This window comes from Thermomonas flagellata (assembly GCF_022419185.1).
GTDB lineage: Bacteria > Pseudomonadota > Gammaproteobacteria > Xanthomonadales > Xanthomonadaceae > Thermomonas > Thermomonas flagellata.
This window is the reverse complement of the sequence record NZ_JAJOZK010000003.1, coordinates 81,175-104,475: the sequence shown is the minus strand read 5'-3', so window position 1 is coordinate 104,475 and position 23,301 is coordinate 81,175. Positions and strand designations below refer to the sequence as shown.

The 23,301-nt window shown below is 72.9% G+C and carries 23 protein-coding genes and 1 tRNA gene; 6 read left to right on the top strand and 18 right to left on the bottom strand.

Features of this window, described 5'->3' with window-relative positions; genetic code table 11:
* Positions 1-12: 12 nt before the first annotated feature.
* From ML340_RS04030 to ccoN, 5 genes are read right to left on the bottom strand one after another with little or no spacing between them, the layout of a single operon-like run.
* Positions 13-303 carry a hypothetical protein gene (locus ML340_RS04030; RefSeq protein WP_240096909.1) on the bottom strand — a complete coding sequence of 97 codons (291 nt, stop codon included), beginning with the start codon at positions 301-303 and terminating at the stop codon, positions 13-15.
* On the bottom strand, positions 300-1,235 hold the full coding sequence (ccoP, locus tag ML340_RS04025; protein WP_240096907.1) for a cytochrome-c oxidase, cbb3-type subunit III: 936 nt from the start codon (positions 1,233-1,235) through the stop codon (positions 300-302). Before ccoP ends, ML340_RS04030 begins: the two co-directional genes overlap by 4 nt.
* Positions 1,232-1,426: a cbb3-type cytochrome oxidase subunit 3 gene (locus ML340_RS04020; RefSeq protein ID WP_275672599.1), complete on the bottom strand. Its 195-nt coding sequence runs from the start codon at positions 1,424-1,426 to the stop codon at positions 1,232-1,234. The genes ccoP and ML340_RS04020 overlap by 4 nt, the downstream gene beginning before the upstream one ends.
* Positions 1,427-1,429: 3 nt before the next feature.
* Positions 1,430-2,062 (bottom strand): cytochrome-c oxidase, cbb3-type subunit II, encoded by a 633-nt coding sequence (gene ccoO, locus ML340_RS04015; protein ID WP_240096903.1) that lies wholly within the window; start codon positions 2,060-2,062, stop codon positions 1,430-1,432.
* Positions 2,063-2,072: 10 nt separating this feature from the next.
* Positions 2,073-3,512, bottom strand: coding sequence for a cytochrome-c oxidase, cbb3-type subunit I (ccoN, locus tag ML340_RS04010; RefSeq protein ID WP_275672598.1), 1,440 nt, complete (start codon positions 3,510-3,512; stop codon positions 2,073-2,075).
* Between the two features lie 144 nt (positions 3,513-3,656).
* On the opposite strand from ccoN, the gene ML340_RS04005 reads away from it, so the two are divergent.
* Positions 3,657-4,433 carry a helix-turn-helix domain-containing protein gene (locus tag ML340_RS04005; RefSeq protein ID WP_240096899.1) on the top strand — a complete coding sequence of 259 codons (777 nt, stop codon included), beginning with the start codon at positions 3,657-3,659 and terminating at the stop codon, positions 4,431-4,433.
* A gap of 10 nt (positions 4,434-4,443) precedes the next feature.
* Here the strand turns inward: ML340_RS04005 and hemN are convergent, their stop codons facing one another.
* The 3 genes from hemN to parC all read right to left on the bottom strand — a co-directional run bounded on the left by hemN (position 4,444) and on the right by parC (position 8,927).
* Positions 4,444-5,850 carry an oxygen-independent coproporphyrinogen III oxidase gene (gene hemN, locus ML340_RS04000; RefSeq protein WP_240096897.1) on the bottom strand — a complete coding sequence of 469 codons (1,407 nt, stop codon included), beginning with the start codon at positions 5,848-5,850 and terminating at the stop codon, positions 4,444-4,446.
* A 90-nt stretch (positions 5,851-5,940) separates the two neighbouring features.
* A complete protein-coding gene (locus ML340_RS03995) occupies positions 5,941-6,594 on the bottom strand; it encodes a thiopurine S-methyltransferase (protein ID WP_240096895.1) in 654 nt (217 codons plus the stop codon).
* 83 nt (positions 6,595-6,677) lie between these two features.
* Complete coding sequence (gene parC, locus ML340_RS03990; protein WP_240096893.1) at positions 6,678-8,927, bottom strand: DNA topoisomerase IV subunit A; 2,250 nt, start codon at positions 8,925-8,927, stop codon at positions 6,678-6,680.
* A gap of 97 nt (positions 8,928-9,024) precedes the next feature.
* Here parC and ML340_RS03985 point away from each other — a divergent pair, with 97 nt between their 5' ends.
* A complete protein-coding gene (locus ML340_RS03985; RefSeq protein ID WP_240096891.1) occupies positions 9,025-9,846 on the top strand; it encodes a redoxin family protein in 822 nt (273 codons plus the stop codon).
* Positions 9,847-9,848: 2 nt separating this feature from the next.
* Positions 9,849-10,328, top strand: a complete 480-nt coding sequence (locus ML340_RS03980) for a methyltransferase family protein (protein WP_240096889.1) — start codon at positions 9,849-9,851, stop codon at positions 10,326-10,328.
* Between the two features lie 16 nt (positions 10,329-10,344).
* Here ML340_RS03980 and ML340_RS03975 read toward each other — a convergent pair whose 3' ends face one another.
* The 3 genes from ML340_RS03975 to ML340_RS03965 all read right to left on the bottom strand — a co-directional run bounded on the left by ML340_RS03975 (position 10,345) and on the right by ML340_RS03965 (position 12,904).
* Positions 10,345-10,734, bottom strand: coding sequence for an arsenate reductase ArsC (locus tag ML340_RS03975; RefSeq protein ID WP_240096879.1), 390 nt, complete (start codon positions 10,732-10,734; stop codon positions 10,345-10,347).
* Between the two features lie 45 nt (positions 10,735-10,779).
* Positions 10,780-11,832, bottom strand: coding sequence for a TonB family protein (locus ML340_RS03970; RefSeq protein ID WP_240096877.1), 1,053 nt, complete (start codon positions 11,830-11,832; stop codon positions 10,780-10,782).
* A gap of 109 nt (positions 11,833-11,941) precedes the next feature.
* Positions 11,942-12,904 carry a hydrogen peroxide-inducible genes activator gene (locus tag ML340_RS03965; RefSeq protein ID WP_240096875.1) on the bottom strand — a complete coding sequence of 321 codons (963 nt, stop codon included), beginning with the start codon at positions 12,902-12,904 and terminating at the stop codon, positions 11,942-11,944.
* A 295-nt stretch (positions 12,905-13,199) separates the two neighbouring features.
* On the opposite strand from ML340_RS03965, the gene ML340_RS03960 reads away from it, so the two are divergent.
* The 3 genes from ML340_RS03960 to ML340_RS03950 all read left to right on the top strand — a co-directional run bounded on the left by ML340_RS03960 (position 13,200) and on the right by ML340_RS03950 (position 15,132).
* Positions 13,200-13,901, top strand: a complete 702-nt coding sequence (locus ML340_RS03960) for a peroxiredoxin (RefSeq protein WP_240096873.1) — start codon at positions 13,200-13,202, stop codon at positions 13,899-13,901.
* 87 nt (positions 13,902-13,988) lie between these two features.
* A complete protein-coding gene (locus ML340_RS03955; RefSeq protein ID WP_240096871.1) occupies positions 13,989-14,330 on the top strand; it encodes a protein tyrosine phosphatase family protein in 342 nt (113 codons plus the stop codon).
* Between the two features lie 7 nt (positions 14,331-14,337).
* Complete coding sequence (locus tag ML340_RS03950; protein ID WP_240096869.1) at positions 14,338-15,132, top strand: sulfite exporter TauE/SafE family protein; 795 nt, start codon at positions 14,338-14,340, stop codon at positions 15,130-15,132.
* Between the two features lie 17 nt (positions 15,133-15,149).
* On the opposite strand, the gene ML340_RS03945 is transcribed toward ML340_RS03950, so the two are convergent.
* From ML340_RS03945 to ML340_RS03915, 7 genes are all read right to left on the bottom strand, one after another.
* The gene (locus tag ML340_RS03945; protein ID WP_240096867.1) at positions 15,150-18,194 is read right to left on the bottom strand and encodes an efflux RND transporter permease subunit; all 3,045 of its coding nucleotides are present in this window, start codon (positions 18,192-18,194) and stop codon (positions 15,150-15,152) included.
* Positions 18,191-19,237, bottom strand: a complete 1,047-nt coding sequence (locus ML340_RS03940) for an efflux RND transporter periplasmic adaptor subunit (protein ID WP_240096865.1) — start codon at positions 19,235-19,237, stop codon at positions 18,191-18,193. Before ML340_RS03940 ends, ML340_RS03945 begins: the two co-directional genes overlap by 4 nt.
* On the bottom strand, positions 19,234-20,586 hold the full coding sequence (locus ML340_RS03935) for a TolC family protein (protein WP_240096863.1): 1,353 nt from the start codon (positions 20,584-20,586) through the stop codon (positions 19,234-19,236). The genes ML340_RS03940 and ML340_RS03935 overlap by 4 nt, the downstream gene beginning before the upstream one ends.
* The gene (locus tag ML340_RS03930; RefSeq protein WP_240096861.1) at positions 20,583-21,962 is read right to left on the bottom strand and encodes a sensor histidine kinase; all 1,380 of its coding nucleotides are present in this window, start codon (positions 21,960-21,962) and stop codon (positions 20,583-20,585) included. Before ML340_RS03930 ends, ML340_RS03935 begins: the two co-directional genes overlap by 4 nt.
* Positions 21,959-22,633, bottom strand: a complete 675-nt coding sequence (locus ML340_RS03925) for a response regulator transcription factor (RefSeq protein ID WP_240096859.1) — start codon at positions 22,631-22,633, stop codon at positions 21,959-21,961. The genes ML340_RS03930 and ML340_RS03925 overlap by 4 nt, the downstream gene beginning before the upstream one ends.
* A 7-nt stretch (positions 22,634-22,640) precedes the next feature.
* Positions 22,641-22,937: a PepSY domain-containing protein gene (locus ML340_RS03920; RefSeq protein ID WP_240096857.1), complete on the bottom strand. Its 297-nt coding sequence runs from the start codon at positions 22,935-22,937 to the stop codon at positions 22,641-22,643.
* A gap of 233 nt (positions 22,938-23,170) precedes the next feature.
* Positions 23,171-23,255, bottom strand: a tRNA-Leu gene (locus tag ML340_RS03915).
* Between the last annotated feature and the right edge of the window lie 46 nt (positions 23,256-23,301).

The window sequence follows — 23,301 nt, the reverse complement described above, 5'->3', positions numbered from 1 at the left end:
CGCGGGCCGCGGTCAGTCCGGGGGCAGCGCGCGGTTGTAGCGGCTGGCCGGGCGCAGCAGGATCCAGGTGAACAGGCTGGAGGCCGCGGTCGCGGCCCAGAACGCGAAGAACATCAGGCCGCTGACCAGCATCCGCGACAGCGCATGCCCGGGGAAGGCGATCTCGCGCAGCTGCTCGGGATCGACGAAGGCGAAGAACACCGCCGCGGCGACCGCCGCGGCGATGAAGCTGGGCCAGAGGATCGCGCCGATCCGCTGCGCCAGCGGGCGCGGCGGATGGTCGAACGGCGCCGGCGTGCTCATGGCGCGGCGGCGGCCGCCGCCCCCGGCTTGTTGTGCGACAGCGACCACACGTAGGCCGCGGCCAGGCGCGCGCGGGTGTCGCCGAGGATCGGCTCCCACGCCGGCATCACCCCGTGGCGGCCGTCCATGATGGTCTTGCGGATCGCCGCCGCGCTGTTGCCGTACAGCCAGTAGTTGTCGGTCAGGTTGGGCGCGCCCATCGCCGGGTTGCCCTGGCCGTCGGCGCCGTGGCAGGCCGCGCACACGCCCTCGAACAGCTTCTTGCCCTGGGCGGCGAGGTAGTCGTTCTTCAGCGCCTCCGGGTTGCCCATCGCACGCACGTAGGCCACGACCTCGTCGACCGCGTTCGGCCCGCCCATGCCGGTGAGCACGCTGCCCATGCTCGGCATCACGCCCTCGCGCCCGTGCAGCACGGTCTCCAGCACCTGGTCGGGCGAGCCGCCCCAGTGCCAGATGTCGTCGGTCAGGTTGGGGTAGCCGAGCGCGCCCTGGCCGGTGGAGCCGTGGCAGGTGGCGCAGTTGTTGCCGTAGATCGACTTGCCCAGCGCCAGCGCCTTCGGATCCTGCGCCAGCTTGTCGATCGGCTGGTTGGCGTAGGGCGCGAAGGTCTTGGCCAGCTTGGCGTTCTCGCGCGCCTGCGCCTCCTTGACCGCCTTGGCGCTGGTCCAGTGGCCGACCCCGGCGAACGCGCCCAGGCCCGGGAACCAGATCAGATAGCCGATCGCGAACAGGATGGTCAGGTAGAACAGGTTGATCCACCACTTCGGAAGCGGCTTGTTGTACTCGGTGATGTCGCCGTCCCACAGGTGGCTGGTGTCCTCCGGCGCCGGGTCGCCGGGGCGGCGGTGCGAGGTCCACCACAGCAGCACCACGTACCCGACGATGTTCAGCACCACCAGGGCGATGACGTAGATCGACCAGCCCGTGCTCATGGCGTGTCACCCCTTTCGCTGTGGGCGTCGCTGTCGGCGCCCTGCTTCTTCCCACCCTGCGTCGTGTCTGCGTCGTCCAGCGCCAGCCTGGCGGCCTCGTCGAAGGCCTTCTTGCGGCGCGGGCTCCAGGCCCAGATCCAGCCGCCGATGAAGATCAGCATCAGCAGCAGCGTCACGATTCCGTAGACCATGGCTCAACTGCTCCCCTTCGGCGCGTACTTGCCGAGGCTCTGCAGGTAGGCGACCACGGCATCCAGTTCGGTCTTGCCTTCCAGCTCCTGCGCGGCGGCGGCGATCTCGGCGTCGGTGTACGGCGTGCCCAGGCGCTTGAGGGTGCGCAGGTGCTCCTGCACCACCGCCGGGTCGAGCTTGTTCTCGGCCAGCCACGGGAAGCTCGGCATGTTCGACTCCGGCACCACGTCGCGCGGGTTCATCAGGTGCACGCGGTGCCAGTCGTCGCTGTAGCGGCCGCCGACCCGGGCCAGGTCGGGTCCGGTGCGCTTGCTGCCCCACTGGAACGGGCGGTCGTACACCGATTCGCCGGCCAGCGAGTAGTGGCCGTAACGCTCGGTCTCGAAGCGCAGGGTGCGCACCATCTGCGAGTGGCAGTTGTAGCAGCCCTCGCGCACGTACACGTCGAAGCCGGCCTGCTCCAGCGCGGTGCGCGGCTTCATGCCGGGCAGCGGCTCGATCGCCTCCGCCTGCGACATCAGCGGGACGATCTCGGCCAGGCCGCCGAACGACACCGCCACTGCGATCAGGATCGCCATCAGGCCGACGTTCCTCTCGACCTTCTCGTGGGCATAGGGGGTCTGGTTCTCGCTCATGGCCGTCTCCTCAGGCGCGCGCTTGCGACGGGTCGGGGGCCAGCACCGGCTGCTCCGCCGGCGACTTGGCCATGGCCCAGGTCTTGTAGACGTTCCAGGCCATCAGGAACATGCCGCTGAGCACCATCAGCCCGCCGACCAGGCGCGCCAGGTAGTACGGGTAGGTCGCGTTGAGCGCCTCGACGAAGGTGTAGGTGAGGGTGCCGTCGGCGTTGGTGGCGCGCCACATCAGGCCCTGCATGACCCCCGCAATCCACATCGCCGCGATGTAGAACACCACGCCGATGGTGTGGATCCAGAAGTGCACGTCCACCAGCCGGGTCGACCACATCTCCTTCAGGCTGAACATGCGCGGCAGCAGCGAGTAGATCGAGCCGATCGAGATCATCGCCACCCAGCCGAGCGCGCCGGAATGCACGTGGCCGATCGTCCAGTCGGTATAGTGCGACAGCGAGTTGACCGTCTTGATCGACATCATCGGCCCCTCGAACGTGCTCATCATGTAGAAGCTGAGCGAGACGATGAGGAACTTCAGGATCGGGTCGGTGCGCAGCTTGTGCCACACCCCCGACAGGGTCATGATCCCGTTGATCGCGCCGCCCCAGCTGGGCGCCAGCAGGATCAGCGAGAACACCATGCCCAGGCTCTGCGCCCAGTCCGGCAGCGCGGTGTACATCAGGTGGTGCGGGCCGGCCCACATATAGACCGCGATCAGCGCCCAGAAGTGCACGATCGAGAGGCGGTAGGAGTAGATCGGGCGCCCGGCCTGCTTCGGCACGAAGTAGTACATCATCCCGAGGAAGCCGGCAGTCAGGAAGAAGCCGACCGCGTTGTGGCCGTACCACCACTGCACCATCGCGTCGACCGCGCCGCTGTAGAGCGAATAGGACTTGGTCAGGGTCGAGGGCAGGGCCAGGTTGTTGACCACGTGCAGCAGCGCGACCGCGATGATGAACGCACCATAGAACCAGTTGGCCACGTAGATGTGGGTGACCTTGCGCCGGGCGATGGTGCCGAAGAACAGCACCGCGTAGGCCACCCACACGACCGTGATCAGGATGTCGATCGGCCATTCCAGCTCGGCGTACTCCTTGCTCTGGGTGATGCCGAGCGGCAGGGTGATCGCGGCGGCCACGATCACCGCCTGCCAGCCCCAGAACACGAAGGCCGCGAGCTTGTCGGAGAGCAGGCGCACGTGGCTGGTGCGCTGCACCACGTACAGGCTGGTCGCCATCAGCGCCGAGCCGCCGAACGCGAAGATCACCGCGTTGGTGTGCAGCGGGCGCAGCCGCCCGTAGCTGAGCCACGGGATGCCCTCGAACAGGTGGGGCCAGTACAGCTGGGTGGCGACGATCACCCCCACCAGCATGCCCACGATCCCCCACAGCACCGTGGCGATGGCGAACTGCTTCACCACCTTGTCGTTGTATGTTGCAGTCATGGCCTGCATGCGAACCTCCACCTGGATTGCGCGCGAATTGTTCCCGCCCGCGGCGGGACGCCTCTTGATCCGGATCAATACCGCCCTGCGCGGGCCGCATGGCCCATAATCCCCCCCGGGATCCGCCCGCATAATATACCCCCGGGGGTATCAGTGAGCACGCCGTCCGTCAGCCCGATCGACCTGGCCCGCCTGCGCCGCAGCTGCGCCGACTGCTCGCTGGCGCAGCTGTGCCTGCCGGCCGGGATCGACCGCGGCGACCTCGGGCGGCTGGACGAGCTGGTGAAGAAGCGCCGCCCGGTCGCGCGCGGCGATCGCCTGTACCGCGCCGGCGATCCGCTGGGCGCGGTGTTCGTGGCCAGCGAGGGCAGCTTCAAGACCGTGGTGGTCAGCGAATCCGGCGAGGAGCACGTGCTCGGCTTCCACCTGCCCGGCGAGCTGTTCGGGCTGGACGCGGTCGGCACCGGCCGCCACCGCTGCGAGGCGGTCGCGCTGGAGGACGCGCGGGTGTGCGAGCTGCCGTTCGCCAGCCTGGCGCAGGTCGCCGGCCAGCTGCCGAGCCTGCAGCGCCAGTTGCTGCGGGTGATGGGACAGAGCGCCGATCGCGACCACGACCTGGTGGAAGTGCTTTCGCGGCGCCAGGCCTGCGAGCGCATCGCGCTGTTCCTGCAGGGCCTGAGCGACCGCTACCGGCGGATCGGGCAGCCGGGCGAGGAGTTCAGCCTGCCGATGAGCCGCGAGGAGATCGGCCGCCACCTCGGGCTGGCGCTGGAGACCGTCAGCCGCGGCTTCAGTCGCCTGCACGAGGACGGCATCATCGAGGTGCGCGGGCGCCGCGTACGCATCCTCGACCCGCAGGCGCTGCGCGCCCAGACCCAGGGCTGCGAGGCCGACATGGCACGTGCGCGGGCGCGCGGCGGCCGCGCCTGAGCCGGCGCGTTCAGATCGCGCGCGAGTAGCGCGGGCGGGTGTCCGCCGCGTCCGCCGGCGGCGCCAGGTAGCGGTCGAAGCACATCGCGATGTTGCGCAGCAGCAGCTGCCCGCGCGGGGTGGCGCGGATGGCGTCCGGGGCGATCGTGACCAGGCCGTCCTCGGCCAGCGGGTACAGCCGCGCCAGGTCGGCCGCGAAGTATTCGGCGAAGGCGATGCCGTGGCGTGCCTCCAGCGCCGGGATCGGGATCTCGCCGTGGCACATCAGACCCTGGATCAGGTCGGCACGCAGTTCATCGTCGGCGTCGAGCACCATCCCGCGCGCCACCGGCAGGCGGCCGGCGTCGATCGCCGCCTCCCAGGCCGGCAGGTCGCGCGGATTCTGGCTGTAGGTGTCGGCGATGTGGCTGATCGCGGACACGCCCAGGCCGATCAGGTCGCTGTCGGCGTGGGTGGTGTAGCCCATGAAGTTGCGGTGCAGGTCGCCGCGCGCGCGGGCGCGCGCCAGCGCGTCGCCGGGCAGGGCGAAGTGGTCCATGCCGATGTAGACGTAACCGGCGGCGGTGAGCCGCTCCACCGCCAGCTGCAGCAGCGCCAGCTTGGCCTCGCCGTCCAGCAGCAGGCGCGCGTCGATCTGCTTCTGGGCCTTGAACAGGTGCGGCAGGTGCGCGTAGCTGTAGACCGCCAGGCGGTCCGGGCGCAGTTCGGTGACGATCTCGAGCGTACGGCCGAAGCCCTCCAGGCACTGCCCCGGCAGGCCATAGATCAGGTCGATGTTGATCGACTGCATCCCTGCTCCGCGCGCGGCCTCGATGATCGCCGCGGTGTCCTCGATGCCCTGCTCGCGGTTGACCGCCTGCTGCACGGCCGGGTCGAAGTCCTGCACGCCGAGGCTGACGCGGTTGAAGCCGGCCTCGGCCAGCACCGGCAGGTCCTGCGGCCGGCCGTGGCGCGGATCCAGCTCGATCGAGATGTCGCAGTCCGCGGCCGGGCCGAAGTGGAAGCGGCTCTGCAGCAGCAGGGCCAGGTCGGCCAACTGGGTGGCACTCAGGAAGTTCGGGGTGCCGCCGCCGAAGTGCAGCTGGACGGCGCGGCGGTCGCGGTCGAACAGCGGGGCGGTGAGGGCGATCTCGCGCCGGAGGCGGGCCAGGTAGGCCTCGCCGCGCGCCGGGTCGCGGGTGATGACCCGGTTGCAGCCGCAGTAGAAGCAGGGGCTGTGGCAGAACGGCACGTGCACGTACAGCGACAGCGGGCGCGGGATCGGATCGCCGTTGCTGCGCGCGGCGGCGGCGCGCAGCTCGGCCTCGCCGAACCCGGGGTGGAACTGCGGCGCGGTCGGATAGGAGGTGTAGCGCGGCCCCGGGCGGTCGTAGCGGCGCAGCAGGTCGGCATCGAAGGCGAGGGCGGTCTGCGGCATGCGGGGCTCTCCACCGGGCTGCCGCGACTGTAGTCGTGCCCGGTCCGGCCCGGCTTGATGCCGATCAAGCCTCCACGGGGGCGACCAGGTTCAGCGCCGGGTCAGCGCGTAGGCGGCGGTGGCCAGGCGCGAGGCGCCGGAGACGAAGCCCGGCTGCCCCGGCAGGATCGGCTGGCGTTCCAGCCGCGCCACGTCCCAGTGCGGTGCGTACAGCGCGCGTACCTCCGCCTCGTCCACGCTGAAGGGTGGGCCGGCGCGCTCGGCCTGGGGGTATTCCAGGGTGACCAGCAGGCCGCGGCAGCCCGCCGGCAGCTGCGCATACAGCGTGCCTGCGTAGCGCTGGCGCATGTCCGGCGGCAGGGCGATCAGGGCGGCGCGGTCGAACACCGCGGCGCAGCCGGCCAGCGCTTCGGCGTCCAGCCCGAAGGCATCGCCGCAGATCAGCTCGATCGCGCCTGCGCGGTGGTGCAGGCCGTAGCGGGTGCGTTCCACCGCGGGCACCAGCCCGTGCTCGGCGAAAAACTCGTCCACCGCGATCTGCGACAGCTCCACCCCCAGCACGCGGTAGCCCTGGCCGGCCAGCCAGGCCAGATCCAGCGACTTGCCGCACAGCGGCACGAACACCTGCGCGCCGGCCGGGACGCCCAGCGCCGGCCAGTGCGCGAGCAGCTGCGGGGTCGGCACCGGCTGGTGGAAGCCGATCTCGTGGTGGGCCCAGCGCTGTTGCCAGAATTCCGGTTGCATGCGTGTCTCCTCGGGTTGGACGCGCCGACCGCTGTGCATTCCGCCACGCGACGCGAAATGCCGCTGCGCGGAACGTGCGGCGGTCAGGCCTCCACCGCCAGTCCATCCACCTTCTGCCAGCCGCGCGGCAACAGGCCGCCGCGGCTGCCGCGCGCGCCGAGGTAGGCGTCCAGGTCCTTGAACGCCAGGGTCATGGTGCGCGCGCCGGAGGCGATGAGCAGCTTGCCGCCGGCGGGCACCACCGCCACCGCCACCACCTGTTCGGTGCCGCGCTTGGCCTTGGGGATCTCGATCAGCTTGTGGCCCTTGCCCTTGTCCAGTTCCGGCAGCTCGGCCAGCGGGAAGGCGAGCACGTGCCCGGCGCTGGTGGCCACCACCACGCGGTCGCTCGCCGGGTCGTGCACCGGCGCCGGGGCGAGCACGCGCGCGCCATCCGCGAGCGAGAGCAGCGCCTTGCCAGCCTTCTGCCGGCTGGTCAGGTTCTCGAACCGGGTGACGAAGCCATAGCCATGGCTGGAGGCCAGCACCAGGCGGTCGTCGTTGCCGGCGCTGGCCAGGGCCTGGAAGCTGGCGCCGGGCGGCGGGCTGAAGCGGCCGGTCAGCGGCTCGCCGTTGCCGCGCGCCGACGGCAGGCTGTGCACGGCGGTGGAATAGCTGCGCCCGGCGGAATCCAGGAACGCCACCTGCTGCGTGCTGCGCGTGCGCACGGCGGCGAGCAGGCGGTCGCCTTCGCGGTAGGACAGCCCGGCGGCGTCGATGTCGTGGCCCTTGGCCGCGCGCACCCAACCCTTCTCGCTCAGCACCACGGTCATCGGCTCGCTGGCGACCAGTTCGGCCTCGTCCAGGGCCTGTGCGGCCTGGCGTGTCACCAGCGGGCTGCGGCGGTCGTCGCCGAATTTCCTGGCGTCGGCCAGCAGCTCGTCCTTGATCAGCTTCTTCAGCTTCGCCTTGCTCTCGAGGGTGGCCAGCAGGGTCTTGCGCTCGGCGGCGAGCGCGTCCTGCTCGCCGCGGATCTTCATTTCCTCCAGCCGCGCCAGCTGGCGCAGCTTGGTGTCGAGGATGTAGTCGGCCTGCGCCTCGGATAGCGCGAAGCGCGCCATCAGCACCGGCTTGGGCGCGTCCTCGCTGCGGATGATGCGGATCACCTCATCGAGGTTGAGGAAGGCCACCAGCAGGCCGTCCAGCAGGTGCAGGCGGCGCTCGACCTTGTCCAGGCGATGCTTGAGGCGGCGGGTGACGGTGTCCTGCCGGAACGTCAGCCACTCGCTCAGCAGCTGCTTGAGGTTCTTGACCTGCGGACGCCCGTCCAGCCCGATCACGTTGAGGTTGACCCGGTAGCTCTTCTCGAGGTCGGTGGTGGCGAACAGGTGGCCCATCAGTTGCTCGGCGTCCACCCGGTTGCTGCGCGGCACCAGCACGATGCGGGTGGGGTTGGCATGGTCGGACTCGTCGCGGATGTCCTCCAGCCACGGCAGCTTCTTGGCGCGCATCTGCTGGGCGATCTGCTCGATCACCTTGCTCGGGCTGACCTGGTAGGGCAGTTCGGTGATGACCAGGTTGCCCTGCTCGCGCACGTACACCGCGCGCGCGCGCAGCGAGCCGCTGCCGGTCTCGTAGATCGCGCGCAGATCCGCGGCCGGGGTGATGATCTCCGCCGCGGTGGGGTAGTCGGGGCCGCGCACGTGCTCGCACAGGTCGCGCACGGTGGCGTCGGGATCGTCCAGCAGGCGCACGCAGGCGCTGACGATCTCGCCCAGGTTGTGCGGCGGCACGTCGGTGGCCATGCCCACGGCGATCCCGGTGGTGCCGTTCAGCAGCAGGTGCGGCAGCCGCGCCGGCAGCCAGGCCGGTTCCTCCAAGGTGCCGTCGAAGTTCGGCGTCCAGTCCACCGTGCCCTGGCCCAGCTCGCCCAGCAGCACTTCGGCGATCGGCGCCAGCTTGGATTCGGTGTAGCGCATCGCCGCGAACGACTTCGGGTCGTCGCTGGAGCCGAAGTTGCCCTGGCCGTCGATCAGCGGGTAGCGGTACGAGAACGGCTGCGCCATCAGCACCAGCGCCTCGTAGCAGGCCGAATCGCCGTGCGGGTGGTACTTGCCGATCACGTCGCCCACGGTGCGCGCGGACTTCTTCGGCTTGGCCCCGGCATCGAGGCCGAGCTCGCTCATCGCGTACACGATGCGGCGCTGGACCGGCTTGAGGCCATCGCCGATGAACGGCAGGGCGCGGTCGAGCACCACGTACATCGAGTAGTCGAGGTAGGCGCGCTCGGCGTACTCGCGCAGCGGGATCTGTTCGAAGCCGTGGAAGGCGGTGCGGGTGGGGGCGTCGGTCATCCGCCCATTGTACGGGCAGCCCCTGCCGCGGCCGGGCGGATGGCACACGCGCGCGGCGGCGGCTAGCCTTGCGCTTCCCGCCCCGCTGCCGCCTGCGATGCTGACCAGCCTTGGCCCGTTCCCGATCGATGCGGTGATCCTGCTGCTGGCCTGGGCGCTGGCGGCCGGGGTCGCGGCCGGGATCGCGCGGCGGCTGCCGGAGCCGCGCCCGGCGGTCGCGCCGGCGTTGCTGGACGCGCTGCTGGTCGGAGTGCTGGCGGCGCGGGTCGGCTTCGTGCTGCGCTGGTGGCGGGCCTACCTGGCGGATCCGTGGGCGGTCCTGCGGCTGGGCGACGGCGGCTATCTCGGCTGGCTCGGGGTGCTGGCGGCACTCGCCTTCCTGGTCTGGCGCATCCGCCGCCAGCCGGCGCTGCGCCAGCCGCTGGCCTGGGGCGCGGGCGTCGGGCTGGCGGTCTGGCTGGGGCTGGGCCTGCTGCATGCGCGGATGCTGGCGGGGGCGGTGCTGCCGGCGGTGACGCTGGAGCTGCAGACCGCGACGACGCCCGCGGCGCGCACCGATCTGGCCGCGCTGGCCGGCGGGCGGCCGCTGGTGGTCAACCTGTGGGCGACCTGGTGCCCGCCCTGCCGGCGCGAGATGCCGGTGCTGGCGCGCGCGCAGGCGGCGCATCCGCAGGTCGCGTTCGTGTTCGCCAACCAGGGCGAGACGCCGGCCGAGGTCGCGGCCTTCCTGCAGCGGCAGCCGTTCGCACTGCAGAACGTGGTGCGCGATCCGGCCTCGGCGCTGATGCAGGCGGCCGGCTCGCGCGGCCTGCCCACGACCTTGTTCTACGATGCCCGCGGGCATCTGGTGCAGGCGCACATGGGCGAGCTGACCGAGGCCGGGCTGGCGCGCCAGCTGCAGGCCCTGCAGGCGCGCTGAGCATGCCCGCCGCGCCGCGCCGGCACTGGCTGGACCATCGGGTGCCGCCGCCGGTGGTCGGCTTGGCGTGCGCGTTGCTGGCCTGGGCCGGCGCGCGGGCATGGGCGCCCTGTGACTGGCCGCAGGCGCTGCGGCTGGCCCTCGCGCTGCCCGCGGTGCTGGCCGGGACCGCGCTCGACCTGTGGGCACTGGCAGTGGTGCTGCGCGCGGGCACTACGGTCAACCCGCTCGCGCCCGAGCGCAGCGCGCGCATGGTGGTGCACGGCCCGTACCGGATCAGCCGCAACCCGATGTACCTCGGGATGGCGTCGAGCCTGTGCGGCTGGGCGCTGTGGCTGGGGCAGCCGGCGGCGCTGCTGGCGCCCCTGCTGTTCGTGGCCTACGTCACCCGCTTCCAGATCCTGCCCGAGGAGCGCGCCCTGCACGCACGCTTCGGCGCCGCCTACGCGGATTACCGGCGGCGGGTGCGGCGCTGGCTGTGAGGGCCCCGGGGTCGGCCTACAGCGCGGCCAGCAGCGCCTGCACCCGGCGTTCGATCTCGTCGCGCACCGCGCGGTAGCCGTCGTCGTCGAGGTCGCGCGGGTCGGGCAGCGCCCAGTCCTCGCGCCGCTGCGCCGGCACCCACGGGCAGTCGTCGCCGCAGCCCATGGTCACCACCGCGTCGAACGCGCCGCCCACCTCCTGCAGCGACTTGCTGGCATGGGTACTGAGGTCATAGCCGCGTTCGGCCATGAACCGCACCGCCTTCGGGTTGATCCGTCCGGACGGGCGCGAACCGGCGCTCAGCGCCTCCACCCGGTCGCCGCCGTGCAGACGCGCGAAGGCTTCCGCCATCTGGCTGCGGTTGCTGTTCTCCACGCACACGAACAACACGCGCTTGCGGGTCATGATGGGGGTGTCCTGGGCCACGGGCGATCAGGATAGCGCCTGCGCCTAGAACGCGACGGTGCGTCGGCTTTCCTGCGCGCTGCCGGTGCCCTCGAACTTCCAGCGCTGGGCCGCGGCCAGCGCCGCGCGCTCGAACGCCGGCGGCAGGGTGGAGGAGACCACCCGCGGCGAGGCCACGCTGCCGTCCGGCAGGATGGTGAACGCGATGGTCACCTCGCCTTTGACGTTCACCCCGGCGTTCTGCGGATAGCGCGGGGCGGCGTCGCGCAGCAGGCGCGGGGCCGCGGCCGGCGCGCCGCCGGACGCACTGCGCGCGGCCGCGGGCGCGGGGGGCGATGCCGGTGCAGGGGCAGGTGCCGGTGCGGCGGCGATGGCTGGGCGGCTGTCGGCACTGGGGTCCGGGGCGCGCGCGGCCGCACGCTCGCTCGGTGGCGGCGGAGTCGGCGCGGGGGCCGCGACGGGCGCGGGTGCCGGACTCGCGGCGGCGGGCGCCGCCACAGTGGCGGCAGCGGTGGCCGCGGGGCTGGCCGGCGTGCTGTCCGCGCGCTCGCGCGCCAGGCGCGCGGCATTCGCCTCGGCCTGCTGGCGCAGCGCCGCCTGCGCGCGCTCGGCCGCCAGCCGCGCCTGCTCGTCCGCGGCCTGGGTGCGCGCCTGCGCGAGGCGGTCGGCTTCCGCCAAGCTGGCGCGCAGGCGTGCCAGCGCCGGCGCCTGCGCATCCACCTGCGCCAGCAGCCCGAGCAGGCGCCGCGCCTCGTCCAGGCGGTCGCGGGCCAGCGCCTGTTCCACCGCGATGACCAGCTGCGGCTGCAGGTCCTCCAGCGCCGCGCGCGCCGCGGGGTCGTCTGGGACGCGCGTGCGCAGGGCGAGGTAGTACTCCAGTGCGTTGTCCCCGGTCGGGGCAAACAAGCGTTGCGCAGCGGTGGCCTGCGCCGCGCGCGCGCGCAGCTCCTCGGCATTGGCTGCGGGCAGCGCGGGGGCCGCGCTCGGGGCGCTGGCCGTGGCCGGGGCGGCGGTGGTATCGGATTGCTGGGCGTTGCAGCCGGCCAGCAGCAGGGCCAGGCCGGCGCAGGTTGCGGCGGTGCGGATGGTGTGGTGCATGGTCACCCCTGTGATTGGGCGCGCGAGCCTGCCATGCCCGCTTGACGCTTGCATGTCGCGGCGATGGCAGGCGCACGGTTCCGTGCGCGCGGTCACGCTGCGCGGGAACTCAGGCCAGATCGCGCGCGCTGTGCGGCCCGCCCGGCTGCCATGGGCGCACATGCTGCGCGGCCCACTCGCGCAGGAAGGCGGCCAGGGCGAGGAAGGTGTCGCGCCGGGCCGCGCCGCGCCGCCAGCACAGGCCGATGGTGCGGGCGTTGGCGGCATCGCCGAGCGGGCGCACCACCACCCGGCTGCCCTTGAGGATGCCGCCGTTGATCGCCAGGTCCGGCAGGAAGGTCGCGCCCATGCCCTCGGACACCATCGCCACCAGGGTGTGCAGGCTGGTCGAGGCGAAGTTGGCGCGCCCGACTTCGGCCGCGCGCTGCAACGCCGGCAGGGCATGGCTGTGCAGGCAGTGGTCGTGCTCGAGCAGCAGCAGGTTGCGCTCGTCGATCTGCGCCTGCAGGTCGAAGCGGCGTCCGCGCTGCGGCCGCGGCATGTCGTCGTCGCGGGTGGCGAAGCGGTAGGCGTCCTCGAACAGCGGCGCGCTCTCCATCCCCGGGGTGTCGTAGGGGAAGGCCATCAGCACCAGGTCGAGCCGGCCCTGCGCCAACTGCGCCAGCAGGTTGCCGGTCTTGTCCTCGCGCAGCGCCAGGCGCAGGTGCGGGAACTGGCGGGTGACCGCCGGTACCAGCCGCGGCAGCAGGTAGGGCCCGATCGTCGGCAGCACGCCCATCTCCAGGGTGCCGGCCATCGCGTCCCCGTCCTCGCGCGCCATCTCCAGCAGCGCCGCCGCCTCGCGCAGCAGCGGGCGCGCACGCGCGACCAGCCGGTGCCCGAGCGGGGTGATCACCACGTGGCGCTTGCTGCGCTCGGCCACCTGCGCGCCCAGTTGCGCCTCCAACTCGCGAATGCCGGCGCTGAGGGTGGACTGGGTGACGAAGCAGGCCTGTGCCGCGCGGCTGAAGTTCAGGTGGTCGTGCAGGGCGACCAGATAGCGCAGGTGGCGCAGGTTGGGCAGGGCGGGCATGGCGGGGCGGAGCACCGGGAGGCGCTGCCATCTTATCGAAATATGCGATCACACAGCGCAAAACAATTCGTTTCCCATCATGGCAGGCGCGGCCTAAGGTGCACACCGTGCGGTCGCGGCCGGACGCCTTCGCCGAGGCCCGTGATCCCCGGCGTCACCGGTCGTTGACACGCGCTTGCACCGACGGGGCCGAGACTTCCCCCCGGCTCCCTGCCTCTCGGCCCCGTCGGCCCTTCCTTCCACCGTCGCCAGCATTGCCCCCAACCGAACTTCCCCCAACCCGAGGAGACTCCCGATGAGCTGCAACGACGCCACCCCCAAGGCCGTGACCGCCGCCGAGACCGCCGTCGCCGCGCCCGCGCCGGCGGTCGGGCTGCCGCGCATCAACGAGCCGGCGCCGGACTTCCACGCCCAGACCACCCACGGCCCGCGCGCGCTGGCCGACTACCGCGGCAAGTGGCTGGTGCTGTTCTCGCACCCGGCCGACTTCACCCCGGTGTGCACCACCGAGTTCATGGCCTTCGCGCGCGCCGCGGACGAGTTCCGCGCGATCAACACCGAGCTGCTCGGGCTGTCGATCGACTCGATCTTCGCGCACCTGGCCTGGGTGCAGAACATCAAGGAGAAGTTCGGGGTCGAGATCCCGTTCCCGATCATCGAGGACCTGAAGATGGACGTGGCGCGGGCCTACGGGATGATCCATCCGGGGGCGTCCGACACCTCGGCGGTGCGCGCGACCTTCGTGATCGACGACACCGGGATCCTGCGCGCGATGATCTACTACCCGATGACCAACGGCCGCTCGATCGCCGAGATCCTGCGCCTGGTCAAGGCCCTGCAGTACAGCCTCGCCAACGGCGTGGCCACCCCGGAGGGCTGGCAGCCAGGGGACAAAGTGCTGGTCGGTGCGCCGAAGACGGTGGACGAGCTGAAGGACCGCCTGCAGGCCGGGCTGGAGACCACCGACTGGTACTTTTCGATGAAGCCGGCGGCCTGACCGGCGCTTGCGGTACTCTCATGGCGCGGGCCGCCCGGCGGCCCGCGCCGTTTCCTTTGCAACCACTCTTGCCAGCGCGAGTCCCCCATGCCCGCGATCACCCCGCTCACCCCCAACTACCACGTCAGTCCGCAGGTCGATCCGCGCGAGGTCGCCGCGATCGCCGCCGCCGGCTACACCACCCTGGTCTGCATGCGCCCGGACGGCGAGATGTTCGGCCAGCCCGACTGGGCCCAGGTCGAGGCGGAGGCGAAGAAGCACGGGCTGCAGACCCACTTCATCCCGGTCCGTTCCGGCGCGGTGACCCCGGCCCAGGCCGCCCAGCTCAAGCAGGTGCTGGCGCAGGCGCCGGGCAAGGTGCTGGCCTACTGCGCCTCCGGCAACCGCTGCGCGATGGCCTATCAGATGGCCCAGCAGCTGCCGGGTTGAGGCGGCCATGCTGGATGCCTGGCAGGCGTTCTCCTCGATCAGTTCCGGCGCCGCGGTCGGGTTCGTGCTCGGCCTGATCGGCGGCGGCGGCTCGATCCTCGCCACCCCGCTGCTGCTGTACGTGGTCGGGATCGCGCAGCCGCACGTGGCGATCGGCACCAGCGCGCTGGCGGTGTCGGCCAATGCCTACGCCAACTTTGCCACCCATGCCCTGCGCCGCAACGTGTGCTGGACCTGCGCGATCTTGTTCGCGCTGGTCGGCACCGTCGGCGCGCTGCTCGGCTCCACCCTCGGCAAGGCGATGGACGGGCAGAAGCTGCTGTTCCTGTTCGGCCTGATCATGGTCGCGGTCGGGATCGCGATGCTGCGCCCGCGGCGCGAGCGCGGCGCCGCGCACCAGGTCACCAACCTGCGCAACTGCCTGCGCACCGGGCTGGCGGCGCTGGTCGCCGGCGGCGCCTCCGGCTTCTTCGGGATCGGCGGCGGCTTCCTGATCGTGCCGGCGCTGATCATGGCCACCGGGATGTCGATGTCGAACGCAGTCGGCTCCTCGCTGCTGGCAGTCGGCACCTTTGGCCTCGCCACTGCGCTCAACTACGCCGTCTCCGGGATGGTCAACTGGGCAGTGGCCGGGCTGTTCATCGCTGGCGGCGTGGTCGGCGGCCTGATCGGAACCAAGCTCTCGCTGCGCCTGGCCGGTCAGCGCAACACCCTGGCCCGGATCTTCGCCGGGATCGTGTTCGTGGTCGCCGCCTACATTCTCTACCGCAGCGGTAGCGCGCTGCTGCACGCGACCGCCTGAGCGCCGCCCCCCGCCGCTCAGGCCGACGCGGTGCGCGCGCGGCCCTGCAGCACGCACACCAGCGCCGGCAGCAGCAACAGCACCAGCGGCACCGCGGCGGTCAGGCCGAAGATGATGGCGGTGGCCAGCGGCTGCTGCAGCCCGGCGCCGCGGCTCACGCCCAGCGCCAGCGGGCTCAAGGTGAGGATCGCGATCAGCGCCGACATCAGGATCGGGCGCAGGCGCTTCTCGCCGGCCTCGGCCAGTGCGCGCGCGCTCGCCGGCTGGCCGGCGGTGAGCTCGGAGAAATAGAACACGATCAGCTCGGTGACCATGCCGACCACCATGGTCAGGCCCATCAGCGCCGACACGTCCAGCTCGATCCCGGTCAGCCACAGGCCGATGAACACGGCCGCCACGCTGAGCAGCACGGTGGCCATCGCCGCCAGCGTCCAGGCCAGGCGCTCGAACAGGAAGGTCAGCAGCAGCGCCGCCAGCAGCAGGGCGGCGCTGAACACCATCGCCATGTCCGCGAAGCTCTGCCGCTGCTGCGCGTACAGCCCGCCGTACTCCACCCGGACCGAGGCCGGCAGTTGCAGCGCGGCCACGGTGCGGCGCACGTCGGCCATCGCCGAGCCGAGGTCGCGGCCTTCCAGGCGCGCGGTGACGTCGATGAACGGTGCCAGGTCTTCGCGCGTGCGCTGCATCTGCCCGGCCACCACCGCGACCTGCGCGATCTGGCCCACGCGCAGGGCATGCCCGTCGGGTGCCACCAGCGGCAACTGCGCCAGTTCCGCCGCGCGCGCGCGTAGGTCGGCCGGGGCGCGCACGCGCACGTCCAGCATCTGCTCGCCGACGCGGACCCGGGTCGCCACGTTGCCGCCGACCAGCGCCTCCACCTGGTCCGCCACCTGGGCCGGATCCAGCCCGTGCAGGCGCGCGCGCCCGGCATCCACCCGGATCGCGATCGCGTCGCCGGCCACCCGCAGGCCGTCCACCACCTCCACCACGCCGGGGATGCGCGCGATCGCGCCGGCCACCCGCTGCGCAATCGGCGCCAGCTGCGCCGGATCGTCGCCGAACAGCTTGATCTCGATCGGCTGCGGCACCGCGGTGAGGTCGCCGATCAGGTCCTCCATCAGCTGCGCGGTCTCCACCTGCAGCCCCGGCACCTGGGTGGCGATGCGCTGGCGCAGGTCGGCCATCACCGCCTCGATCGGGCGCCGGCGGCCGTCCTTGAGGCGGATGAAGTAGTCGCCCTCGTCCGCCTCGGTCAGCCCGCCGCCGAGCTGCAGGCCGGTGCGGCGCGAATAGCTGGCGACTTCGGGCATGGCGCGGATGATCGCCTCGACCTGGCGCAGCAGGCGGTCGGTGTCGGCCAGCGCGGCGCCGGGCTGAGCCTTGTAGTCGAGGATGAAGCCGCCTTCGTCCATCTTCGGCATGAAGCCGGACGGCACCTTGTACCAGGCCAGCCCTCCTGCGCCAGCCAGCACCAGCACCACCACCGCGGCAAACCGCGCCGGCCCTGCCATCACCGCCTGGATGGCGCGGTGGTACTGGCGCAGCAGCCAGCCCAGCCAGCCGCCGGCGCGCTCGGCCAGCTCGGCGTCGCGCGGCCGCAGCCAGTGCGCGCACAGCAGCGGGATCAGCAGGCGCGCATACAGCAGCGAGATCACCAGCGCGGCCACCATGGTCACCGCCAGCGCCTTGAAGAAGCCGCCGCTGACGCCGGCGATGAAGGCCAGCGGCAGGAACACCACGATGGTGGCGCCGGTGGAGCCCAGCAGCGGGCGGGTCATCTCCGCGGCGGCGGCGAGGATCGTCGGCGGCGTGTGCGCGCGGCCTTCCTGCATCCGCCGCATCACGTGCTCCAGCATCACCACCGCATCGTCCACCACCAGGCCCACCGCGGCGGCCATGCCGCCCAGGGTCATCATGTCGAAGTGCATGCCCAGCGCGTACAGCAGCAGGCTGGTGGCGGCCAGCACCGCCGGCAGCACCGCGGCGGTGATCGCCACCAGCCGCCACGAGCGCAGGAACAGCCACAGCACCAGCCCGGCCAGCAGGGCGCCGAGCAGGATCGCGTCGCGCACCGCACCGGCAGCGCCCACCACCAGCTCGGACTGGTCGTAGAACGGGGTCACCTTCACGCTCGGCGGCAGCCCCAGCGCGGCCAGCCGCGCCTGCACCTGCTGCACGATGCGCACGGTGTCGCCGCCGAGGCCCTGGCGCACGTTCACCAGCACCGCGCGGTGGCCGTCGCTGTTGACCAGGGTGTAGTTGGGCGCGCTGGCGGGGCGGATCTGCGCGACGTCGCCCAGCGTCACCTGCCCGGCGGCGGCGCTGGCGCCGGCCTTCAGCGGCAGCCGCGCCAGCGCCGCGGGCGTGGCCGGGCGGTGTTCGACCAGCACCAGGTACAGTCGGTGGCGGTCCTGCAGGCGGCCGGCGCCGCGCACCAGGTTGCCCTGGGCCAGCGCGCGCGCCACGTCGTCGATCGACAGCCCGCGCGCGGCCAGCCGCGCCGGGTCGATGTCCACTGCGAACTCGCGCGCGGCGCCGCCGAGCACGTCCACCCCGGCCACGCCGTCCACTGCGATCAGGGCCGGGCGGATCTTCAGCTCCGCCAGCTGGCGCAGCGCCTGCGGGTCGAGGCTGTCGGAGGTCAGGGCCAGCCCCAGTACCGGGAACAGGCTGGGATCGGAGCGGCGCACCTCGTAGCGGGTGCCCGGCGGGATTCCCGCCGCCGCCGTGGCCAGCGCGCCCTGGGTGGCCAGGGTGGCCTGCGCCATGTCCTGGCCCCAGGGGAAGTTGAGCGCGATCTCGGCCGCGCCGCGGCTGGTGGTGGAGCGGATGTGGGTGACCCCGGGCACCGCGCGCAGGGCGACCTCCATCGGGCGGGTGATCTCCGCCTCCATCTGCGCCGGATCGCGCTCGCCGGCGTCGATCGCCACCAGCACGCGCGGGTAGTCGATCCGCGGGAACAGGCTGACCGGCATCCGCAGCGCGCCGACCACCCCGCCCAAGGTGAGCAGCAGCAGCGCCAGCCACAGGCTGCGGGCGTGGCGGGTGAGGGCGCTGCTCATCGCGTGCGCACCTTCAGGCCGTCCTCCAGCGCGGTGCCGCCGGCGACCACCACCTGCTCGCCGGCGTGCACGCCGGCGAGGATCGCGGCCCGGCGGGCATCGGTCGGCCCCAGCTGCACGTCGCGGCGATGCGCGGTGCCGCCGGCGACCACGTACACGTAGGGCTGGCCGCCATCGTCCAGCAGCGCGGCATACGGCACCACGACCGCATCGGCCGCGCCGGCCACCGCCACCTGCGCGGTCAGCGGCTGGCCGGGGCTGGGCGCGAGGCCGGCGGGCACGTCCACCAGGAACGCCGCCAGCCGGGTCTGCGGATCGACGGCTCGGCTCACGCTGCGCACGCGCGCGGTGAACGGCGGGTGGCCATCCAGCGGCTGCACCTGCACCGGGGCGCCCACCTGCAGGCGGCCGATCTGCGCCGGATCGATCCCGAACCGCGCCACTCCGGCGCCGGCCGCCGCGAGGCTGGCCACCGGCGCGCCGGGGGCGAGCAGGTCGCCGACATTCACCAGCACCCGCTGCACGTCGCCGGCGGCGGGCGCGCGCAGGTCGAGCTGGGCCAGCCGCGCCTGCAGCGTGCGGCGCTGCGCGTCGGCGGTGGCCCACCGCGCCCGTGCGGCCTCCACCTCGGCCTGTCCGGCCAGGCCGTCGCCGCGCAGGCGCTGGCTGCGCGCCAGGGCGTCCTGCGCGGCGCGCGCCTCGGCCACGGCGGACTGCCACTGCGCGCTGGTGGCCGGGCTGGGCTGCAGGCGCACGATGCGCTGGCCCAGGCGCACGCGGCTGCCGGCGGGGGCGTCGATCGCCGCGACCACGGCCTCTACCGGTGCCGCCAGCATGCGCTGGCTGTCGCTGCCGGCCTCGACCTGGCCGTACACGGTGATGGTCTGTGCCACCGCGCCGCGTTGGGCGGTCGCGAGAGTGACCAGCGCGCTCGGGGCGGCGTCGCCCGCCGCGTCGCCGGTATCGCCGGGACGGCTGCAGGCGGCCAGCAGCAGGCAAGCGGGAAGCAGGCACAGGGGGAGCAGGGGCAGGCGAGGCGTCATGGGGTGTTCTCGCTCGGTGCGCCGGTCAGCAGCTCCAGCGCGATCCGGTGTTCGGCGATGGTCTGGTCCAGCTGCGCCAGCAGCAGGGCGCGGTCGCGCCAGGCCTGCGTGCTGGCCTCGGCGGCGGCCTGCGACAGGTCGCCGCGGCGGGCGGCGGCGCGCGCGGCCGCGGCCTGCCGTTGCAGGGCCGGGGCATCCGCCTGCGCCGCCGCGCGCTGGCGCAGCGCCAAGAGCAGGGCCTCGCGCGCGGCGGCCAGGTCGGCGCGGGTCTGGAACAGGCGGGCGTCGTATTCCGCGCGCAGGGTGGCGCGGGTGGCGGTCTCGACCGCGATGTTGCCGCGGTTGCGGTTCCACAGCGGCAGGGTGAAATCCAGCGCCGGCCCGAGCAGCAGGTTGCCAGCGGAGTCGCGGTTGCCGGTCAGGCTCAGGTTGAGGCTGGGGAACTGCTGCAGGATCGCCTTGTGCAGCGCGGCCTCCTGGGCGTCGTAGCCGGCGCGCAGCGCGGCCAGGTCGCTGCGCTGCGCGCGCGCCTGCGCGAACAGCGCGTCCAGCGTCGCCGGCGGGGTTTCCGCCACCGCTGTCGCGGCCAGCACCAGCGTGGTGTCCGGCGGCAGCCCGAGCAGCCGGTTCAGGGCCTGGCGTGCGCCCAGCAGGTCCTGCTCCAGCGTGCGCAGGCGGGTTTGCGCGTCGAGTGCCGCCAGCCGCTGCGCCTGCGCCGCGTCGGCCGCCAGGTCGCCGCGCGCGGCCGCGCGCAGGCTGGCCTCGGCCAGGCGCGATGCGGCCTCGGCGCTCTCGCGCAGCGGCGGCAGCTGGCGCTCATAGGCGCGGATGCGCGCCGCCTGCAGGCGCGCCTGGCCGGCCGCCTGCCATTCCGCCCAGGCCAGGTCCAGGCGCACGCTGCGCGCCTGCGCGTTCGCCTGGGCGCGGGTCAGCGCGCGCGTGCGCAGGGCATTGAGGTCGAACCCGAGCGCGGCGCTCAGGTTGAGCAGGGTGTCCGGTCCGCGCAGCACCTTGTCGGCGCCGAGGCTGAAGGTGGGGTCGGGCAGCAGGCCGGCGGCGAAGGCCTGCGCCTCGGCGATCCCTGAGCGCGCGCGCAGGGCGACCAGGTCGGGGCCGTTGACCACCGCCAGCGCGGCCACCGCGGCATCGTCCAGCGGGGCCTGCAGGTCGATCCGCACCGGGGCCAGCCATGGGCGCGCGATCGCGTCCGCCCGTGCCTGCAGGACGCTGGCCACCGGCGGTGCCAGCAGGGCGGGGTCGGGTGCCAGCGGCTGCGGCGCGTAGCTGGCGCAGCCGGCCAGCAGCAGCGCGAACGCCAGCGCAGGCAGCGGCCGTGGGGATCGGATCATGCGCGGGGCTCCGGGGGGGCGCGGTGGGGCGGCATGACCAGGCAGGCGCGCAGGCCGGGGGCGGCGTCCTCCAGTTGCAGCCGGCCGGCGTGCGCCTGCGCGATCGCTTCGACCAGGCTCAGGCCGAGGCCGTGGCCGGGCGTGCTGCGCGAGGCCTCCAGCCGCACGAAGCGCTGGCGCACGCGTGCGCGGTCGGCGGCCGGAATGCCGGGGCCGTCGTCGCGCACGCAGATGATGGTCGCGCCGGTGTCGGTATCGATCCCGGCGTGCAGTTCCACCCGGCAGCCGGGTGGGGTGTGGCGCAGGGCGTTCTCGACCAGGTTCAGCACCGCCTGCGCCAGCAGCTGGCGGTCGCCGCGCACGCGCAGGCCGGGCGCGATCGCGGTGGCGAAGGCATGCCCGCTGTCCTCGGCCAGCGGCTGCAGGCTGTCGGCCAACTCGGCCAGCAGCGCGCTCAGGTCAAGCATGCCGAACCCCTTGGCCAGTTGCCCGGCATCGACCTCGGCGATCCGCAGGATGGCATCGAACAGGCCCAGCACTTCGTCGGTGCGTGCCTGCGCGGCTTCGATCCGGGCCTGGCGGCGTGCCGGGTCGGATTCGTCGCGCAGCGCCTCCAGCTGGTTGCGCAGGTGCATCAGCGGAGTGCGCAGGTCGTGGGCGAGGTCGGCGCTGACCTGGCGCAGGTGGCCGACCAGCGCGGCGATGCGGTCCAGCATTGCGTTCAGCGACGCGGCCACGCGGTCGAATTCGTCGCCGCCGGTGCCGACCCGGGCGCGCTGCTCCAGCTGGCCGCGCATCACCGCATCGGCGGTGGCCTGGATCGGCGCCAGCCGCTGGCCGAGGTAGCGGGTGAGCGCCCACGCCGCGAGCGCGCCCAGCACCAACAGCGCCAGCGCGGCCAGCGCGAACATGCCGAGCAGGGTGCCGCCGATGGCTTCCAGCGCCTCCAGGTCGGCCGCCACCACCAGCCGGGTGCCGTCCGCCTGCACGGTGGTGAGCGCGCGCGCCGGATCCGGGCCTTCGCGCGGGTCGCGGAGCAGGATGCGCGCCCAGCCGGGCGCGGGCAGGGCGGTGTCGATGTTGCCGGCCAGGCGCTGGCCGTCGGCGGCGAACAGGGCCGCGCCGATCGGCACCGGGCCATTGCCGGCCAGGTGCGCCAGCGCATGCGCGACCCCGGCGGTGCCCTCCAGCCGGTATTCGGCGGCCAGGGTGGCCGACAGCTGTTCGATGCCGGCGTCGATCTGGCGCAGCAGCGCGCCGCGGGTGGCCAGATACACCCCCGCGCCCAGCGGCAGCAGCGCGATCGCGTAGATCAGCAGGCCGACCAGCGCGATCCGGCGCGCCGCGCTGCGCGGCCCCAGATGCGTGCGGCTCATGTGCGCACCCGGTAGCCGGCGCCGCGCGCGGTTTCGATCGCGTCGCTCGCGAAGCCGTCGTTGAGCTTGGCGCGCAGCCGGCTCATGTGGGTCTCCACGATCTTGGTCTGCGGGTCGAAGTGGAAGTCCCACACCCGCTCCAGCAGCATGGTGCGGGTGACGAACTGGCCGGCATTGCGCAGCAGTTCCTCCAGCAGCCGGAACTCGCGCGGCTGCAGTGCGATGGCGCGACCTTCGCGGCGCACCTCGCGGCGCAGCAGATCCATCTCGATCCCGCCCGCCTGCAGCACGGTGGCGACGCTGGCGGGTGCGCGCCGGCGCGCCAGCGCCTGCACCCGCGCGGCCAGCTCGCTGAAGGCGAACGGCTTGACCAGGTAATCGTCGGCGCCGGCCTGCAGGCCGTCCACGCGGTCCTCGATCCGCCCGAGCGCGGTCAGCATCAGCACCGGGACCGCGACCTCGGCGGCGCGCAGGCGCTTGAGCACGCCCAGCCCGTCCAGCCCCGGCAGCATGCGGTCGAGCACGACCACGTCCAGCGCCTCGGTCAGGCCCAGGTGCAGGGCGTCCTCGCCGCGCTCGGCGGCGAGGACGTTGTGGCCCTGCTCGCGCAGGCCGCGCTCCACGAACTGGCGGGTCTCGGGGTCGTCCTCGGCGAGCAGGATGCGCAGCACGGCGGGCTCAGTCGCGGTTGGCCGGGTCTTCGAACTTGTCCTCGACGATCTTGCCGGTGGCGACGTCCACGCCGATCTCGTGGATCCTGCCGTCCTGGCGGATGTCGAACGAATAGCGCAGGCTGCCGTCTTCCTGCTCGCGCTCTTCCTTGACGATCTTGCCGGGCGCGGCCTTGAGCGCGATCGCGCGCGCCTGCGCCAGGCTGATGCCGGCGGCCGGCGCGGCGGGCGGGTTGCCGGCGACGGCGCCGGCGGCGAACGCGGCCAGGACGGCCAGCAGGGCGGTGCGGGACAGGGTGTGCATGGGAAGCTCCTGATCTGGATGGGTGGGTGGAACGCCATCCATGCTGCCCAAGGGTAGTGCGCGCGGCGGTTGCCGCGGGGATACAGTTTCCCAACCTTGGCGGGGCACCGCGCTGGGTTCGCCGGGCCTGCGGCGCTGCGCAGGCGCTATCGGTGCCCTCAGGCGCGCGCCATGCCGGCTGCGGGCGGGCAACAAAAAACCCGCCGGCGGCGGGTTTTTCGACGATCCGAACGTGGTGCCCAGGAGAGGACTCGAACCTCCACGGTTTTACCCGCTAGTACCTGAAACTAGTGCGTCTACCAATTCCGCCACCTGGGCGTTCGGAGCCGCGCATTCTGGGCATGTCGTCGGCGCTTGTCAACGC

Coding starts and splice junctions, on each gene's coding strand:
- ML340_RS03930 (WP_240096861.1), bottom strand. CDS start 21,962: ATGAGCCGCACGCATCTGGGGCCGCGCAGCGCGGCGCGCCGGATCGCG.
- ML340_RS03955 (WP_240096871.1), top strand. CDS start 13,989: ATGCCCGCGATCACCCCGCTCACCCCCAACTACCACGTCAGTCCGCAG.
- ML340_RS03920 (WP_240096857.1), bottom strand. CDS start 22,937: ATGCACACCCTGTCCCGCACCGCCCTGCTGGCCGTCCTGGCCGCGTTC.
- ccoO (WP_240096903.1), bottom strand. CDS start 2,062: ATGAGCGAGAACCAGACCCCCTATGCCCACGAGAAGGTCGAGAGGAAC.
- ML340_RS03965 (WP_240096875.1), bottom strand. CDS start 12,904: ATGCCCGCCCTGCCCAACCTGCGCCACCTGCGCTATCTGGTCGCCCTG.
- ML340_RS03985 (WP_240096891.1), top strand. CDS start 9,025: ATGCTGACCAGCCTTGGCCCGTTCCCGATCGATGCGGTGATCCTGCTG.
- ML340_RS03950 (WP_240096869.1), top strand. CDS start 14,338: ATGCTGGATGCCTGGCAGGCGTTCTCCTCGATCAGTTCCGGCGCCGCG.
- ccoN (WP_275672598.1), bottom strand. CDS start 3,512: ATGCAGGCCATGACTGCAACATACAACGACAAGGTGGTGAAGCAGTTC.
- ML340_RS03935 (WP_240096863.1), bottom strand. CDS start 20,586: ATGATCCGATCCCCACGGCCGCTGCCTGCGCTGGCGTTCGCGCTGCTG.
- ML340_RS03960 (WP_240096873.1), top strand. CDS start 13,200: ATGAGCTGCAACGACGCCACCCCCAAGGCCGTGACCGCCGCCGAGACC.
- ML340_RS03980 (WP_240096889.1), top strand. CDS start 9,849: ATGCCCGCCGCGCCGCGCCGGCACTGGCTGGACCATCGGGTGCCGCCG.
- ML340_RS04020 (WP_275672599.1), bottom strand. CDS start 1,426: ATGGTCTACGGAATCGTGACGCTGCTGCTGATGCTGATCTTCATCGGC.
- parC (WP_240096893.1), bottom strand. CDS start 8,927: ATGACCGACGCCCCCACCCGCACCGCCTTCCACGGCTTCGAACAGATC.
- ML340_RS03975 (WP_240096879.1), bottom strand. CDS start 10,734: ATGACCCGCAAGCGCGTGTTGTTCGTGTGCGTGGAGAACAGCAACCGC.
- ccoP (WP_240096907.1), bottom strand. CDS start 1,235: ATGAGCACGGGCTGGTCGATCTACGTCATCGCCCTGGTGGTGCTGAAC.
- ML340_RS03940 (WP_240096865.1), bottom strand. CDS start 19,237: ATGACGCCTCGCCTGCCCCTGCTCCCCCTGTGCCTGCTTCCCGCTTGC.
- ML340_RS04030 (WP_240096909.1), bottom strand. CDS start 303: ATGAGCACGCCGGCGCCGTTCGACCATCCGCCGCGCCCGCTGGCGCAG.
- hemN (WP_240096897.1), bottom strand. CDS start 5,850: ATGCCGCAGACCGCCCTCGCCTTCGATGCCGACCTGCTGCGCCGCTAC.
- ML340_RS03995 (WP_240096895.1), bottom strand. CDS start 6,594: ATGCAACCGGAATTCTGGCAACAGCGCTGGGCCCACCACGAGATCGGC.
- ML340_RS03970 (WP_240096877.1), bottom strand. CDS start 11,832: ATGCACCACACCATCCGCACCGCCGCAACCTGCGCCGGCCTGGCCCTG.
- ML340_RS03945 (WP_240096867.1), bottom strand. CDS start 18,194: ATGAGCAGCGCCCTCACCCGCCACGCCCGCAGCCTGTGGCTGGCGCTG.